This window comes from Faecalicatena contorta, assembly GCF_022835095.1.
Lineage (GTDB): Bacteria > Bacillota > Clostridia > Lachnospirales > Lachnospiraceae > Faecalicatena > Faecalicatena contorta.
This window is the reverse complement of the sequence record NZ_BQNQ01000001.1, coordinates 1,242,651-1,259,537: the sequence shown is the minus strand read 5'-3', so window position 1 is coordinate 1,259,537 and position 16,887 is coordinate 1,242,651. Positions and strand designations below refer to the sequence as shown.

Annotated in this window: 14 protein-coding genes and 1 pseudogene; 1 reads left to right on the top strand and 14 read right to left on the bottom strand. The window is 48.8% G+C overall.

Annotated elements, in window-relative coordinates; translation table 11 throughout:
• Positions 1–9: 9 nt before the first annotated feature.
• From rlmN to MWG26_RS05620, 13 genes and pseudogenes are all read right to left on the bottom strand, one after another.
• Complete coding sequence (gene rlmN / locus MWG26_RS05680; protein ID WP_025655086.1) at positions 10–1,050, bottom strand: dual-specificity RNA methyltransferase RlmN; 1,041 nt, start codon at positions 1,048–1,050, stop codon at positions 10–12.
• Between the two features lie 3 nt (positions 1,051–1,053).
• Entirely contained in the window at positions 1,054–2,409 is a 1,356-nt protein-coding gene (gene rsmB / locus MWG26_RS05675; protein WP_025655085.1) for a 16S rRNA (cytosine(967)-C(5))-methyltransferase RsmB, read from the bottom strand.
• Between the two features lie 57 nt (positions 2,410–2,466).
• Positions 2,467–3,165: a zinc metallopeptidase gene (locus MWG26_RS05670; RefSeq protein WP_025655084.1), complete on the bottom strand. Its 699-nt coding sequence runs from the start codon at positions 3,163–3,165 to the stop codon at positions 2,467–2,469.
• A gap of 46 nt (positions 3,166–3,211) precedes the next feature.
• Positions 3,212–4,162, bottom strand: a complete 951-nt coding sequence (gene fmt / locus MWG26_RS05665) for a methionyl-tRNA formyltransferase (RefSeq protein WP_025655083.1) — start codon at positions 4,160–4,162, stop codon at positions 3,212–3,214.
• Between the two features lies 1 nt (position 4,163).
• Positions 4,164–4,640, bottom strand: coding sequence for a peptide deformylase (gene def, locus MWG26_RS05660; RefSeq protein ID WP_025655082.1), 477 nt, complete (start codon positions 4,638–4,640; stop codon positions 4,164–4,166).
• A gap of 63 nt (positions 4,641–4,703) precedes the next feature.
• On the bottom strand, positions 4,704–6,929 hold the full coding sequence (gene priA, locus MWG26_RS05655; protein ID WP_025655081.1) for a replication restart helicase PriA: 2,226 nt from the start codon (positions 6,927–6,929) through the stop codon (positions 4,704–4,706).
• Positions 6,930–6,942: 13 nt separating this feature from the next.
• Entirely contained in the window at positions 6,943–8,403 is a 1,461-nt protein-coding gene (locus MWG26_RS05650) for a UDP-N-acetylmuramoyl-L-alanyl-D-glutamate--2,6-diaminopimelate ligase (protein ID WP_025655080.1), read from the bottom strand.
• Positions 8,404–8,542: 139 nt separating this feature from the next.
• Positions 8,543–9,556 carry an acyltransferase gene (locus MWG26_RS05645; RefSeq protein WP_025655079.1) on the bottom strand — a complete coding sequence of 338 codons (1,014 nt, stop codon included), beginning with the start codon at positions 9,554–9,556 and terminating at the stop codon, positions 8,543–8,545.
• Positions 9,553–10,845, bottom strand: a complete 1,293-nt coding sequence (locus tag MWG26_RS05640; protein WP_025655078.1) for a DNA polymerase Y family protein — start codon at positions 10,843–10,845, stop codon at positions 9,553–9,555. The genes MWG26_RS05645 and MWG26_RS05640 overlap by 4 nt, the downstream gene beginning before the upstream one ends.
• Positions 10,842–13,439 (bottom strand): ATP-dependent chaperone ClpB, encoded by a 2,598-nt coding sequence (clpB, locus tag MWG26_RS05635; protein ID WP_025655077.1) that lies wholly within the window; start codon positions 13,437–13,439, stop codon positions 10,842–10,844. Before clpB ends, MWG26_RS05640 begins: the two co-directional genes overlap by 4 nt.
• 259 nt (positions 13,440–13,698) lie before the next feature.
• Positions 13,699–14,918 (bottom strand): annotated as a pseudogene (locus tag MWG26_RS23005) (tyrosine-type recombinase/integrase).
• 230 nt (positions 14,919–15,148) lie between these two features.
• Complete coding sequence (locus MWG26_RS05625) at positions 15,149–15,343, bottom strand: hypothetical protein (protein WP_002578394.1); 195 nt, start codon at positions 15,341–15,343, stop codon at positions 15,149–15,151.
• Positions 15,344–15,419: 76 nt separating this feature from the next.
• Positions 15,420–15,587 (bottom strand): hypothetical protein, encoded by a 168-nt coding sequence (locus tag MWG26_RS05620; RefSeq protein ID WP_162149255.1) that lies wholly within the window; start codon positions 15,585–15,587, stop codon positions 15,420–15,422.
• A gap of 356 nt (positions 15,588–15,943) precedes the next feature.
• Here MWG26_RS05620 and MWG26_RS05615 point away from each other — a divergent pair, with 356 nt between their 5' ends.
• Entirely contained in the window at positions 15,944–16,504 is a 561-nt protein-coding gene (locus tag MWG26_RS05615) for a helix-turn-helix domain-containing protein (RefSeq protein ID WP_025655075.1), read from the top strand.
• Between the two features lie 100 nt (positions 16,505–16,604).
• Here MWG26_RS05615 and MWG26_RS05610 read toward each other — a convergent pair whose 3' ends face one another.
• On the bottom strand, positions 16,605–16,772 hold the full coding sequence (locus MWG26_RS05610) for a hypothetical protein (RefSeq protein ID WP_242854666.1): 168 nt from the start codon (positions 16,770–16,772) through the stop codon (positions 16,605–16,607).
• Positions 16,773–16,887 lie beyond the last annotated feature (115 nt).

The window sequence follows — 16,887 nt, the reverse complement described above, 5'->3', positions numbered from 1 at the left end:
ATATCTCCTTTATTCTTTGTTTGTCTGCACATAACGTCGTCTGAGCTGCCCGCAGGCGCCATCGATATCTGCACCCATTTCCCTTCTTATAGTAACATTTATTCCACTTTTTTCAAGTTTATTTTTGAAATTCAGGGCATTTTTCCTGCTTGGCCTCACAAATGAGCGTTCCTTGACCGGGTTCACTGGGATCAGATTCAGATGGCAGTTTCTCGGCTTTAAGATCCGGACCAGTTCTGCAGCATCTTCATCCGTATCGTTCACGCCGTGCACCAGGCTGTACTCAAAGGTAATCCTTCTGCCTGTTTTTTCAAAATATTCATCGCATGCATGCAGTACATCCTGCAATCCATATTTGTTTGCAACCGGCATAAGTTCTTTTCTCTTCTCCTGTGTCGTTCCATGCAGGGAAAGAGCCAGCGTGATCTGCAGATCTTCTTCTGCAAGCTCCCGCATCTTGGGTACAATCCCGCATGTGGAAACCGTCACATTCCTCTGGCTGATATGGAGTCCGTGTTCATCGGTCAGAAGCCTGATAAACCGAAGAAAATTTTCATAATTGTCCAGCGGTTCACCGGTGCCCATGATGACCACATTGGACACCCTCTCCCCGGTGATTCTCTGTATCGCGTAGACCTGCCCCAGCATCTCCGATGCCGAAAGATTTCTTACCAAACCACCGATCGTAGAAGCACAGAACCTGCAGCCCATACGGCATCCCACCTGGGAAGAGATACAGACAGAGTTCCCGTGCTTGTATCTCATGAATACGCTTTCCACCACATTTTGGTCATGAAGCATAAAAAGAAATTTGTTCGTCCCATCCAGACTCGATTCCTGGCGTTCGAGCAACTCAACAGGAAGAATCATATATGTTTCATTCAACCTTTCCCGGAGTTCTCTCGAGAGGTTCGTCATCTCGTCAAAACTGCCGGCCAGCTTGACATGGAGCCATTCATACAACTGCTTTGCCCGAAACTTCTTTTCCCCAAGAGCAGTCATTTCCTCCTGCAATTCTTCGTATGTATATGCACGGATATCCTTCTTCATTATTTACGCTGAACCTTTCTTTCTCAATCTGGCAATAAAAAATCCATCGCTGTCGTGCACTCCCGGCAGAAGCTGCAGACAGCCGTCCTCCCCCACAGCGCTCTGAAGTTCCGCGCAGAGGCTCTCTTTCATCTGCTCCGGGGCAAAATCCGGATGATCCGCCAAAAACCATTTTACATTCTCCTGGTTTTCCGTCCGGTTAATCGTACATGTGCTGTAAATGAGTACCCCTCCCGGCTTTACATAGCTGCACACTACGTCCAGTATACTGCGTTGGAGCCGCACCAGTTCCTCCAGCTGTTTTTCAGTAACCCTGTATTTTAAATCCGTCTTTTTCCCCAGCACGCCAAGACCGGAGCAGGGCAGATCCGCGATCACAATATCAGCCTTAGACACAGATGAGGCGTCCTGCACAGAAGCATCCATCTGCACCGCAGAGATATTCTCCATCCCCATCCTGTCTATGTTCTCCCGGATCAGTGCTGTCTTATATTCCGTCAGATCCCGTGCCTCCACATGCCCGGTTCCTGCCAGACGGTCCGCAAGATGAATGGACTTGCCGCCCGGAGCGGCACAAACATCTATAATATAATCGCCCGGCTTTGGATCTGCAATCTCACCGACCAGCATGGAGCTGACATCCTGTACCGCAAACAGTCCCTCCCGGAAACTTTCCAGATCGCCCAGATAGTCATATCCGGTAATGCGGCAGGCATAAGACAGGTACGGATGGCCCACTGCCTGCACCCCTTCTTTTTCCAGCCTGGCCTCCAGTTCCGCCGGCTGACACCGGCTGGTATTACAGCGGATTGTCAACGGCTTCTCCTTCTGGAAATCTGCAAGCATCATCTCCACAGTCTCCCTGTCATATTCCTCCAGCCACTTCTTTAGGATCCACTCCGGCATAGAGTACCGTATAGACAGAGCTTCCACGGGGCCGCTCGGATATTCGACCGCGTCGATCCCACGTGCAGCACTGCGAAGCACTCCGTTTACAAAGCCCTTAAGCGGAGCAAAGCCCTTTTTCACCGCCAGCTTAACCGCTTCATTGCACACAGCAGAATCCGGAACACTGTCCATGTATTTCAGCTGGTATACTGCACTCCGCAGTATATTGCGGATAACCGGCTTCATCTTTTTCACCTCTACTTTTGAGAACTGGTTGAGAATATAGTCCAGTTCGATCAGGTGCTCCAGAGTCCCCTCCGTCACCCTCGTTATAAATGCACGTTCCTGCTTATCCAGATACTGATATTTACTCAGCACATTTCCCAGAGCAATATGGCTGTACACATCATGCTCCGTAATATCCATCAAAAGACCCAGCACAATCTCTCTGTCACTCAACGGCTTTGCCATCTCATTTCCTCCTGTCAGTGGTTATTGTTTAAAGGCAAGCCTGTAAACAGTAACCTGTTAGTCACGCCTGCGCCCACTGATCAAAAGCAGCCTGAGAAGCTGCAGGATCATGGATGCGGCGCTGGCTACATACGTCAGGGCCGCTGCCCCCAGCACTTCTTTTGTCGCGCTTACTTCTTCCGGATAAAGCATTCCGGTATTCTCCAGAACCTTCACCGCTCTTCTGGATGCATTAAACTCTACGGGCAGCGTGACAAGCTGAAACAGTACTGCCGCAGAGAACAGCAGAATCCCCAGATTGATCAGAATCAGCGATGTCTGGCCGCTGATAAACAGGCCGATGATAATCAGCGGCCACGCCGCCATGGAGCCGAAATTAGCGACCGGCACCAGCGCTCCCCGAATCTTCAGCGGTGCATAACCAACGTTATGCTGTACCGCATGGCCGCATTCATGTGCGGCTACGCCTATGGCGGCTACCGAAGCCGACTGATACGTCGCATCCGACAGTCTCAGCACCTTATTGCGCGGGTCATAATGGTCTGTCAGGTTCCCCGATACATGCTGCACGGTCACATCGTTTATTCCATTTGCCCTTAAGATTTTCTCCGCCGCTTCTCTTCCTGTCATCCCTGAATGACTGCGTACCTGGGCATATTTATTGAATACCCGGTTCACCCGGCTGGATGCCAGAATACAGATGACAGCCCCGATAATCACTAATATATAAGTTGGATCATAGCCAAAAAAATACATGTTACTCCCTCCAATTCGAATGCGGCATCCGCCAAAATGGGTTCGGTCATTCTGAACCGCAGTTAAATACGGTGCCGGTTTCCAGTGTATAACCCCTCAGAAATGCACTTGCCTCCATTCGTTTTTTACCAGGAATCTGCAGCTCGCTGATCCGCAGAATTCCCCCGCCCGTCTGCACTGTGAAAGAGTCTTTTCCCACTTCCAAAACTGTTCCGGGTGAAGCAGCGCCGCCCTTCTCTTTCTGCGGTTCCGCTTTCGCCTTCCAGATCTTCAGCACTTTTTCTCCCCAGTGCGTATAGGCGCTTGGCCAGGAATTCAGCCCCCGTACCAGTCTCTCGATCCGGACGGCCGGCTGGCCCCAGTCAATATTTCCCATCTTCTTATCCAGCATCTTTGCATAAGGAGTCGGACTCTCACCCTGATGCTTGAAAACTGCGGTACCGTCCTCCAGCGCCTCCAGTGTCTCCACGCAGAGCGCTGCACCGGCCGCAGCCAGTTTGTCGTGCAGGCTTTCCCCTGTTTCCTCCTCCGTAATCGGCACCTCTGTTTTCAGGATCATGTCCCCCGTATCCAGCCCTTCATCCATCTGCATCGTCGTGACGCCCGTCACCTCTTCCCCGCAGAGAATGGACCACTGGATCGGCGCCGCACCTCTGTATTTCGGGAGCAGCGACGCATGAACATTAATACAGCCGTACGGAGTCATGTCCAGTATCTCCTTCGGAAGGATCTGTCCAAAAGCCACAACCACAATGACATCCGCCTTGTATCCCCGCAGCGCTGCCACACATTCCGGCTGCCGGACCTTTGCCGGCTGATATACCGGTATCCCATGCTTTTCTGCCGCTTCTTTTACCGGCGTAAACTGCATTTCTTTGCCTCTGCCCCTTGGCTTGTCAGGCTGGGTCACAGCCAGGCAGACATCATGTCCTGCCTGGACAAGCGACTCCAGAGTACCAACAGCAAAATCAGGAGTCCCCATAAATATCACTCTCATCTTACTCTTCTTCCTCCTCATATGTCACATCATGAAGTCCGTCTTCTACTTTATCTACATACAATTCCCCTGACAAATGCGCGATTTCATGGCAGAAAGCCCTCGCCAGAAGGCCCTCGCCCTCCATCTCAAACTCTTCCATATCTTCATTCAAAGCCCGTACTTTCACATAATCCGGCCTGGTCACAATCCCCCATTTTCCGGGAACACTCAGGCATCCCTCTTCACCGGTCTGCTCGCCGGAAGTCTCCAGTATCTCCGGATTGATCAACACGATCGGGCCTTCCCCTACATCGATGGTTACAATATTCTTAAGAACTCCAACCTGGGAGGCAGCAAGTCCCACTCCATTCTTTTCATACATCGTATCAAACATATCTCCGATAAGCATTTTTGTACGCAGAGTCATTTTTGTTACTTCTTTGCATTTCTTTGTTAAAATTTCATCCCCAATCACTCTTACATCTCTGATTGCCATAATATCCTCCCTGTTTCTATTCTTCTTCTTTTTTCTTTTCTCTATTCTTTGAACCTCTAAAACTCAAAATACATTCATCGGATTAAAATCGAACTGGATCCTCATCTTCTGAAATCCCGGATTCACCTCAATGTATTGTTCCAGATAGTTTTTCATCTTTACCAGTGTATCATATCTTTCTGATTTGAGATAGAGCACTTTACGATACACATCGTTGATTTTTCCAATCCCCGGGCTCGCCGGACCGATGATCTCCATGCTCCCGCCTTTTTTAATGCGCAGCGCATACTCCTTGAGATATCCGCATCCCTTTTCCAGAAGAGGTTCATCCCCACAGCTCACCAGCACTGCCAGCAGGTTCTCCGCGGGCGGATATCCCATCAGCTCCCGGTAGCGGATCTCCTCCGCATAAAACGCCTCGTAATCCTGTGCCGCCGCTGTCACAATTCCATAGTGTTCCGGGCTGTAGGTCTGAATCACGGCCTCGCCTTTTTTCTTTCCGCGGCCAGCCCTTCCCACAGCCTGGGTCAGAAGCTGGAAGGTCCTCTCCCCCGCCCGGTAATCATCCGCATACAGGGACATATCCGCAGCCAGCACACCGACCAGCGTCACATTCGGAAAATCATGCCCCTTTACGATCATCTGGGTTCCCACAAGAATATCGGCCTCTTCATTGGCAAATGCCGCCAGAATCTTTTCATGCCCGTCCTTCTGCCGCGTAGTATCCATATCCATCCGCAGCACTCTCGCCTCCGGAAACTGGGTTTTCACCAGCTCCTCGATCTGCTGTGTCCCTGCCCGGAATTCCCCGATATGGCGGGAGCCGCATTCAGGGCAGACAGGCGCTTTGCGTTCCTCGTACCCACAATAGTGGCAAACCAGCTTCCCGTTGCGGTGGGACGAAAGAGACACATCGCAGTGAGGGCATTTGATTACATGTCCGCATTCCCTGCACGAGACAAATCCTGCATATCCCCGGCGGTTCAAAAACAGCATGATCTGCTCTCTCTTCTCCAGGCGATCCGCGATCATATCCTGCAGTTTTCTGCTCAGAATCGACCGGTTGCCCTCTTTGATCTCTTCCCGCAGATCCACGGTGGAGACCTCCGCCATATCCTGCATCCCGGATCGGTTCGGCATCTCCAGCAGGCAGAACTCCCCGCATTTTGCACGGTACATCGCCTCCAGGGACGGGGTTGCCGATCCCAGGACCACACTGGCTCCCTCCATTGCCGCCCTCTCTATCGCAGTCTCCCTCGCATGATACCGGGGCACCTGCTCGCTTTTATACGTAGTCTCATGCTCTTCGTCTATCACGATCAGCCCCAGGTTTGGAAACGGGGTAAATAGTGCGGAGCGGGGACCGATCATCACATCGATGCCGCCTTCTTTTGCCCGCATCATCTGGTCATAGCGCTCTCCCGCCGAGAGTCTGGAATTCATGATCGACACCCGGTCTCCAAAACTCCGGTAAAACCGCATCACCGTCTGATAGGTCAGCGCAATCTCCGGGATCAGCACGATGGCCTGTTTCCCGCGGGCCGCCGCCCTGCGTATCATTTCGATATACACTTCCGTCTTTCCGCTGCCTGTCACCCCATATAGCAGGTATGTGCCGTAATTCTCCTGTTCATAGTCTTTCCAGAATACATCCACCGCATGCCGCTGTTCTTCGGTAAAAGTGATGCTGCACGCTTCTCTTTTCCCTTTCACCGGATTGCGGTATACCTGCTCTGTCTCCAGTGCAAGAACTCCCTGTTCCTCCAACGCCCGTACAACAGCAAGGGTGATATTCAGTTTCCGGGACACCAGTTCATAGTCCAGCACATGGTCATCCAGAAGGGCGGCCATCAGCCTTGCCCTTGCCCGCTGATTCTTTTCGAGATAGTGCTCAAGCTTCTTCCTGCCGTCCTCCTCGTCCAACAGAAGGCGGACCCGCTTTTTCACCCTGGCATTTTCCTTCTGCTTGATGGGCAGCACGGTCTTTAAGGACTGGATCATAGTTCCTCCGTACTGCTCCTTCATCCAAGCCGCCAGTGCCACAAGCTTTCCTTCTATTGCCACGCCGCTCCTGGAGATATCCAGAAGCTCTTTTACTTTGGATTCCTCATAATTACAGCGCGTTGTCAGGCCGATGACGTACCCCTTCGTCTCCCGGTTCCCCCGGCCAAACGGCACCCGTACTTCCATCCCAACAGAAAGTTCCCCTTCCAGACGGGAGGGGACTCTGTATTGAAATATCTTATCCAGTTTTTCATGTGTAATGTCTACGATAATATTCGCATACATGAAATGTATTCACCTACTTTAATTCTTCCAGAATTTCCCGGATCAGCACACGCTCATCCATGGGATACTTTACACCTTTGATTTCCTGATAATCCTCATGGCCCTTCCCGGCCAGCACAATCACATCGCCGCGCTGTCCATGCTCAATCGCATATTTGATTGCCTCTTTTCTGTCACAGATCTCCACATATTTCCCGTCAGTCCTTTGTATCCCCGTTTTAATATCATCTATAATCGCCTGGGGTTCCTCAAATCTCGGATTGTCGGAAGTGATAATGGAGAGATCCGCCAGCCTTCCGGACACTTCCCCCATCTCATAACGGCGATCCCTGGAACGGTTGCCTCCGCAGCCAAACAGGCAGACAAGCCGCGCCGGCTCATATTCCTTCAGCGTTGTAAGAAGGCTTTCCAGGCTCATGGCGTTGTGGGCATAGTCGATCATCAGCGTAAACTCATCCGACACCGGGATCATCTCAATGCGCCCCTTTACATTGGCCTCCTTCAGAGCCTTTTGAATCTGTTCCCCGGGCACCTGGAAATGCCTGCACACGGCAATGGCAGTCAGTGAATTGTAAACACTGAACTTGCCCGGAATATCGATCTCCACATCGAAATCCATAAGTCCTGCCGCATGATAGGCGACTCCCAGGTACCCCGGCCTGGACACAAGATGCGTATCTTCTGCACGCAGATCCGCTTTTTCGGAAAACCCAAAGGTCTCCACCCTGCACGTTGCCTTAGAAAAGACATCTGCAAAATATTCGTCGTCCACGTTGGCTATACCCAGCCTGCACTGCTGGAACAAAAGCCCTTTGCATCTCTTATAATCCTCAAAATCCTTATGCTCATTGGGCCCAATATGGTCTCTGCCCAGATTGGTGAAAATTCCGATTTCAAAGTCGATCCCAGCGGTCCTGTGCAGCATCAGGCCCTGGGAAGACACCTCCATCACAACGCAGTCGCAGCCTGCTTCCACCATTTTTGCAAAGTACTGATGGATCGTATAGGATTCCGGAGTCGTGTTCGCGGCCGGGATCTTCTCATCCCCTATAATTGCCTCTATGGTTCCGATCAACCCCACTTTATGGCCAACCCTTTCCAAAATGGACTTGATCAAATAAGTTGTTGTAGTCTTCCCCTTTGTTCCGGTAATTCCGATAATCTTCATCTTATCCGCCGGATAACCAAAATAAGCGGCCGACATCAGCGCCAGCGCATAGCGGGTATCCCTTACCCGGATCACGGTCATTCCCTCCGGCGCATCCGCCTCCCGTTCCACAATCACGGCTGCCGCCCCTTTGCCGGCCACTTCACCGATAAAATCGTGTCCGTCCACAACGGCTCCGCTGATGCAGACAAATGCGGACCCCTCTTCTACTTTTCTGGAATCATTGATGAATGTGGTAATCTCTGCCTCATCACTTCCCTGTACGACTTCGTATTCTAAACGTTCTAATAACTGATTCAGTTTCATGTATACTCCTCCTGACTGGTACATCGTCTGTCCAATTGACGCCCGCTTCCCGGACGTAATTTTACGATGTACTGAAAAAACTTACCTACCATAGAATAACACAAACAGCCTCCGGTTGCAAAATTCTCCTGTGAATTCTTTATGAAATATACTTGCCAAACGGCAATTTTCGTATGAAGTGTATGCAAACAAAGGAAAGGATCAATATGCCTGCTGTCAGTCCGGGCACGGCAGTCCATGCGCTGATCTGCCCCGGATCCACATATTTTTTATAAGTATCCAGAAATAGTATATGGATCAGATAGATTCCAAAAGAGCTTGCGCACCAGGTATCCACCGCCCTTTTTGTCCTCTCCTTCAACCTGATATTTCCGCCGCCAAGCAGGATCATAAAAGCAAAAAAAGCGCCTCCCGCCGTGATCACCAGCGGGCATCCATATTCCAGAAACCGCTCAAAGTGCTCCCCTTGAGCGGACGACTTCCAGGCGGTCAGCGCCAGATTCAATGCCGTACTTCCCAGAAATACCCCGAGGAGCAGCGGTTCCCTGCCCTTTAGTTTTTCCCGGTATTTATGGATAAGATATCCAAGAAAAAAATAAAACGCATACACCCTGTCCCCGATGATCGGCAGATCATAATACGGCTCCTCATGCAGAAGTGAAGAAAAGTACATAAATACTGCCGCGAGGCTGCCCATCAGCAAAAACGCTTTATCCATCCTGGCATTCATCCCCCTGCACATGATCTGGAAAAAGGGCAGCACCAGGTAAATGGGAATCATCGCATACAGGTACCACAGATGCGGCTCCGTGGGAATATAAAGCAGATCCCGCAGATCATAAGGCGTCTCCATATAATATATATTAAAGAAATAATAAACAATGCTCCAAAATACCAGTACGATAAAAAAACGCAGCAGACGTTTCCCGTTCTTACGCAGACTTTCCGACCGTCCCAGCAGCAGGGCTCCGCTGAGCATGAAAAAGCAGGGCACACTGACCCTGGACGCAGTATCCAGCAGCAGGGAAAACAGATATTCTCCCCTGCCTATTTCCGTGTATGCCCTGCAAAAATAATTGGTAACGTGTATGATAATAACCATCACAAATGAGACGGTTCTGATCAGTTCCATGTTGTAGTTCTTGTTCTTCATATTTTACTTCCTGTATCTTTCTTCCTGCCGCCGTTCTCCCCGTCTCCGGCGCTGTTTCCGTCTTTTCGTGTTCCTTTTTTCTGTACGCCGCCCTTTTTCATCAGGCTCGCCTTTACCACCGCATCTTTTCCGTATTTCGCCCGTATCTCCTCCATCGCCTGATTCAGCTTTCGGTGCTTTTCATCCGGAGGCTTCGGCATCTCAATATCAAAGATGGAAAGCTGCACCGGTTCGGACGCAACGACAAGCTTTGCCGTTCGAATTCCGAGAAGACGGATCGGTTCTCCATCCCACGTCTCGTCAAACAGCCTGCAGGCAGCCTCATACAGTACTTCGTCTTCATGGGAAGGCTTGTCCAGCTGCATCTGATGGGAAATACGCTGAAAGTCATGGTATTTGATCTCCATACTGACCATATTGGCCTTCTGGCCGGCTTTTCTAAGGCGCCTCCCCACACTTTGCGCCAGTTCGTGCAGAACTGCCTTCGCTTCCTCCGCTGTCTCGGCATTCTCCGGCAGCGTTGTGGAATTACCGATCCCCTTTGCCTCCGCCTGCTCCGACTGTACACGGGAATCATCAATTCCATTGGCAAACTCCCACAGCATCCGCCCGTGGCTTTTCATATGGAGGCTGATCAATTCCGGATCTGCCTGCGCCAGGTCCCCAATGGTGTATATCTCCAGCTTTTTCAGTGTCTCCACGCTGGAACGCCCCGCCATATAAAGTTCCCCGATGGGCAGCGGCCACATTTTTATCCGGATTTCTTCGGGAAACAGGGTGTGCACCTTGTCCGGCTTCTCAAAATCGGATGCCATCTTCGCAAGCAGTTTATTTGAGGAAATCCCAATGTTGACGGTAAACCCGAACTTTTCTTTTATCCCGTCCTTGATCACCAGTGCCGCATCTATGGGAGACGGATATTTCCATGCAATCCCCGTAAAATCCACATAGCACTCATCCACACTGACCTGCTCGATCTCGGTTGTAAATGCCTTCAGGTACTCCATCAGCCGTGCACTTTTTTCCCTGTACATCTTATGATCAGGCGGCGCCATCACCAGATTCGGACACTTACGAAAGGCATTCGCAACAGGTTCCCCCGTGCGAATGCCGCATTTTTTTGCAGGAATGGACTTGGCCAGCACCACACCCCGGCGCGCCTTCTGGTCACCGCCTATAATGGCCGGCACAAGCCTCATGTCCTGCTTTGCACCATGTTTCAGTTGTTCTACCGCCGTCCAGCTCAGATATGCGGAATTGACATCGATATGGAAAATGATGGGTGTCATGAAACCAGCTGTCCTTTCACACGTGCTTCTAATTTTCCGCCGGCAACATCGATTAAGATAGCATCTCCTCTTCCTACATTTCCCGCCAGGATCAATTTTGCCGCCAGTGTCTCTACATTCTTCTGCAGATATCTCTTCAGCGGCCTTGCACCGTACATCGGGTCATATCCGCCCTCAACGATGTAATTTCTGGCCTCATCTGTCACTTCGATTGAAAGTTCTTTATCGGCAAGCCTCTTGTTGACATCTGCTGTTAATAAGTCAATGATGGCATAAATATTGTTTTTCGTCAATGGCTTAAACATAATGATTTCATCCAAACGGTTCAAAAATTCCGGTCTGAACCGTGCGCGCAGTTCGTTCATTACCATCTCCTGGCTCGCCGCGTCTATGGTTCCGTCTTCCCCGATTCCCTCCAGCAGATAATTGGCTCCCAGGTTGGAGGTCATAATCAGAATCGTATTCTTAAAGTCCACGGTCCGCCCCTGGGAATCCGTGATACGCCCATCGTCCAGCACCTGCAGAAGCACATTGAACACATCCGGGTGGGCTTTCTCAATCTCATCAAATAAGACAACGGAATATGGTTTCCTTCTGACAGCTTCCGTCAGCTGGCCGCCCTCGTCATATCCTACATATCCCGGAGGCGCCCCGATCAGCCTGGATACGGAAAACTTCTCCATATACTCGCTCATATCGATACGCACCATGTTGTTCTCATCATCAAACAGGCTCTCCGCCAGCGCCTTGGCAAGCTCCGTCTTGCCAACTCCGGTAGGCCCAAGGAACAGGAAGGAGCCAATCGGTTTTGACGGATCCTTAATACCCGCTTTGGAGCGGATAATTGCCTCTGTCACCAGTTCCACGCCCTCATCCTGTCCGATGACGCGCCTATGCAGCTCATCGCCCAGATGGAGCGTCTTGCTTCTCTCGCTCTCATTCAGCTTGGCTACCGGGATTCCCGTCCATCTGGAAATGATCTTAGCGATCTCTTCGTCAGTGACGGCCTCGTGTACCAACGACAGCTCTTTCTCCCTGACCTTATCTTCCTCTTCTTCCAGCTGTTTCTGCAGCTGCGGCAGCCGCCCGTACTGCAGTTCCGCTGCCCGGTTCAGGTCATACTCCCGCTGTGCCTTCTGGATATCCTTGTTCACCTGCTCGATCTCTTCGCGGATCTTCTGGACTCTTTCTACGGAGGCCTTCTCATTATCCCACTGCGCCTTCTTGCCCGCATACTCCTCGTTCAAACCGGCCAGCTCTTCCTGCAGATGTTCCAGACGTTCTTTGCTCAGACGGTCCTCCTCTTTCTTCAACGCCTCTTCCTCGATCTCCAGCTGCATGATCCGGCGGCGCAGTTCGTCCAGCTCTGTGGGCATGGAATCGAGCTCCGTCTTGATCAGCGCGCATGCTTCATCCACCAGGTCAATCGCCTTGTCGGGCAGGAACCTGTCGGAGATATAGCGGTTAGACAGCATCGCAGCCGCTACTAGGGCGCTGTCTGTAATCTTTACGCCGTGGAAGACTTCATACCGTTCCTTTAAGCCCCTCAAAATGGAGATTGCATCCTCCACCGTTGGCTCTTCTACCATAACCGGCTGGAAACGGCGTTCCAGCGCAGCATCTTTTTCAATATACTGGCGGTATTCATCCAGAGTGGTGGCACCGATACAGTGCAGTTCCCCTCGTGCCAGCATTGGCTTCAGCATGTTGCCTGCATCCATTGCGCCGTCGGTTTTGCCTGCGCCTACAATTGTGTGCAGCTCATCGATAAAGAGAATAATCTGTCCGTCGCTGTTCTTCACTTCCTCCAGAACCGCTTTCAGACGCTCTTCGAATTCTCCTCTGTATTTTGCCCCTGCAACCAGGGCGCCCATGTCCAGAGAGAAGATGGTCTTATTCTTCAGTCCTTCCGGTACGTCACCCCTGACGATACGCTGCGCCAGCCCCTCTACTACAGCCGTCTTACCAACGCCGGGCTCGCCGATGAGAACCGGATTATTCTTCGTCTTACGTGAAAGTATCCGGACTACATTACGGATCTCCTCGTCGCGGCCGATGACCGGATCCAGCTTCTGGTCCCTGGCACGCTCTACCAGATCCTGGCCGTACTTATTCAACGTATCGTAGGTCGCCTCCGGATTGTCGCTGGTCACCTTCTGGTTCCCCCGCACGGTGGACAGCGCCTGTAAAAAGTTGTTCCGGTTGATGCCGAACTCCTTGTACAGTGTTTTCAGTTCCCTGCTGGCATACTTTAACAGAGCCAGGAAGAGATGCTCCACGGACACGTACTCGTCGCCCATCTGCTTCGCCTCATCCTCGGCATGGATCAGGACGTTATTCAGATCCTGCCCTACAAAAACCTGGCCGCCCTGTACCTTCGGACGTTTAGCCAAGGCTTCCTCCACACGATTTATAAAGAGGGCGCCCTGTATATTCATTTTTTCAAGTAATTTTAATATCAAACTGTCATTCTGCGTTACCAGCGCATAAAGCAGGTGCTCCTGCGCAATCTCCTGATTGCCGTAATCGTACGCAATTTTTTCGCAGTTCTGGACTGCCTGAATAGAATTCTGGGTAAATTTATTTATATTCATAGAAAGACCTCCTTTGTCGGTTTAGAGTTTGTTGTTCTACTACAAATATAACAATACCATTTATTATTAGCACTGTCAAGAGGTGAGTGCTAATTATTTTGTGAAGAATTTGTGAAGCCTTGATTTTACGGGCTTCACAGGGATTTTTCACTTGCTTTCGCACTCGATTTTCTTGATTTGACCACATTTTTACGACAAATTCTTGAAAAAATATATTCGTCTGATTTTCTTACCACATTTTACGACAACGACTTCTGGTTTATACCACAGCAGGTATGGTTTCCGGCAGATTCATTTTAGACATCTCGTTTTCCACGTGAGACTTCTCTGCAATATGATTGTAGACATTCATTGTAATCTGTGCATCTGAATGTCCCATCACATATTGCATGACCTTTGGATTGACGTTGTTTTCACCCAATCTGGTACATCCCGTATGACGAAGGGTATGCGATGAAATAGGAGGCATCAGCTCCAGCTCTCGCTTCTCTTCTTCTGCCAGTTTGGTTTCTTTCTTATTATAGGCATTGACAATATTTTTCAGAAAGCTGTTCACTCCCGCCGGCATGATCGGACGTCCATGCTTTGTATTGAAGATGAATCCACTACGTCCACCGATCTCCACATTACTCTGTAAACCAAGCATCAGGTTCAGCTCTCTCTGTTTACGGAACGCGTCATATACCATCTGTGTCATAGGAATATCTCTGATTCCTGCATCCGTTTTGGTTTCTGAATCATGGAAACAATATCCTTCATCACCTTCATAATACACAAGCTGTCCACCTACATGGATCTCCCGGTTCTTCATATCCACATCTGACCAGGTTAAGCCGATGGTTTCACTCTCAGGCAAGCCCCAAACATAACCTGCATCATTGGAAGATGAGGCTTATACACATTACTCTGTTCAACAAACTTCAGAAGTTTTTCCTGCTGTTCCAGTGTCAGTGCTTCTTTCTCCTTTGCCGGAGCCCCATAATCTCCAAGTGTTCCAGTTACCGGATTCTTACGGATAATCCCGTCTTCCACTGCCAGTTCAAAACTGGGATTCAATAAACCATAAAGACCTTTGATCGTACTGTGTGCCAGTCCTTCATCTGACAATGCGGAAAAGAATGTCCTTACGTGAGATGTCTTAAAATCCACAACACGAATGTTTCCCAAAGTATTTCGTATCCGGTAATCCCACATACGGATATAATTCTTTTTCGTTCTTTCCTTGATATTCTTTGTTGCCATGTATCGCTCAAACAACGTATTTACGGTCAGCTTCTTGACTGATGCATCTGTAATAAGCAGATCATCCATATCCTTATTAATCCTCTTTTCCATTTCTCGCAGACTCGCCAGATCAGCTGCATAAACCGAATTACGTTTTCCGGTAATTTCATCCTTGTAGCGATACTCATAACGTCCATCCGGGCGCTGGTATTCACCTGTTTTTAAATTTCTGCCTTTATTATCTTTTCTTGCCATATCAATCATTCCTTTCACTTCATTTTTCGTTATTCGGAATGATTTTTGTCCTGTCGGTATCAGTCATATACTGTCTGATATCTGCTCACAGATTAACATAATATTTTATGATTTCCAAGGGTAAATTCCTGCAAAATGCTAATTTTTATTTGCCTATTTTACAGGAATTTTTCCCTTTTTTACTTTTCATTCCGAAGGAAAGCTGTTGTATTTTATCTTCTCATCTTTCATTACACTGCCATTGCATCAAGATATTTTTTTATCTTATCCACGTTATAAAGAACTCGTCTTCCAACAATCACTCTTGCTTCTGCATAATCTGCAATTTTCTTTGCAGTTACTTCTCCGCAGGATAACATTGCCATTAATCCTTCAATATCTACCGTCAGACGGTTCTCAGCCTTATACTCTGTTGTTTTTCTCATGATGCACATACCTCCTTTCCTCCGTATTCTTCTGCATCACCTCCCAGACAGCGGTTATGCCCGTTGTCAGTACATTCTACTTTTTGATTGCATTTTTCGATGATTTTCCATTCTGTTCGGCGTGTTGGCTTCCGTTCGTATAGGCGGCGTCAACGTTACAGTTGACCTCTATCAGAATTTTTCTGAATGCTGGCAGCTCCTTCTCGAGCATACCAGCCGTTGCCGGAGTATCTTCGATTTCCACATACTACTCTCTGGTACAGCGGTGGAACTCTGTGTTGTCCTTTCATCCCCTAAGGGTACCTATACAGCTCATTTAATTTTCAATGTGCGTAAAAGATCTTGACTTCCTATTCAAAACCTTCTTCTACTAATCACACGTGGCAGAGGCGATAAGGTCATATTTTTCATAAAAAAATTTGATTTTTTTATCTCCACCTTGTTTATTCGCTTTTATGCGAATATTGATTATGCTGTCATTATATTTCGCTTCAATGTTAATGTCAAGTATTTTATTCGCTTATTTGCGAATCTTTCTGTTTACATTCTGAGATTTTGATAGTAAAATGGAATTATCAAATAGAAAGCAGGAAATCTGATATGACGATTGGTGATAAAATAAAAAAAATCCGGACATTCCGGAATATGACACAGGCTGAACTCGGTGCTGCTCTTGGCTGGGGCGATAAAGGGGCAAACCGCCTTGCCCAATACGAAACCAACTACCGGGTTCCCCGTAAAGATCTGGTTACTGAAATGGCTAAGATTTTGGATGTGAATCCACTGACACTGCATGAACCAACTACGATGAATGCTTCTGAACTGATGGAAATCCTGTTCTGGATTGACGAATTTAATCCGGGCATGATCAATCTTTTTCAACTAGAAACTTATCCAGGCGAAAAATCAAATTCCAGTGACGATACAGCTATCCGCTATCATAATTCCGACAGCTGGCCTGCTCATCCACCTGTTGGCATGTGGTTTAATTATGGGATTCTTAATGATTTTTTGAAAGAATGGACAATTAGAAAAGAAGAACTGAAATCCGGCGAGATTACCCAAGATGAATATTTTGAATGGAAAATTAACTGGCCTCAGACATGTGATGACTGCGGTAAACGGGAACCGTCAAAGCAGTGGAGAAATTTATATAAATAATTCAAAGACCGAAACTCTCCATCTTGCTTTGAATTTCGGTCTTCTTAAAACTCATTCATAACCGGTCAGTACTTTCACGGTTGCTATAAATGTTGCTCTTTCATATGATTTCTACAAACGTCTTATAGAAATCATATGTCTTTCCGTTTTCCTGAGCACAGAGCAAAAAGCGGCTGATGATTGCACCGGTACGGTGTGATTCCTGAATATGCGATAAGTGTTCGTGCAGGTTATTAGGAAACCCCTCTGTCACTTCTTCCCTCAGCAAAAAAGTTACATACCGATCTGCCTTTTTTTGCCAAAGAATACTGGATTTTGGAAATAAGGAACTCATTTCCGCTGGTATAGTAAGCCCACGTTGTTCCTGTGGAAGTGTTTGCGTA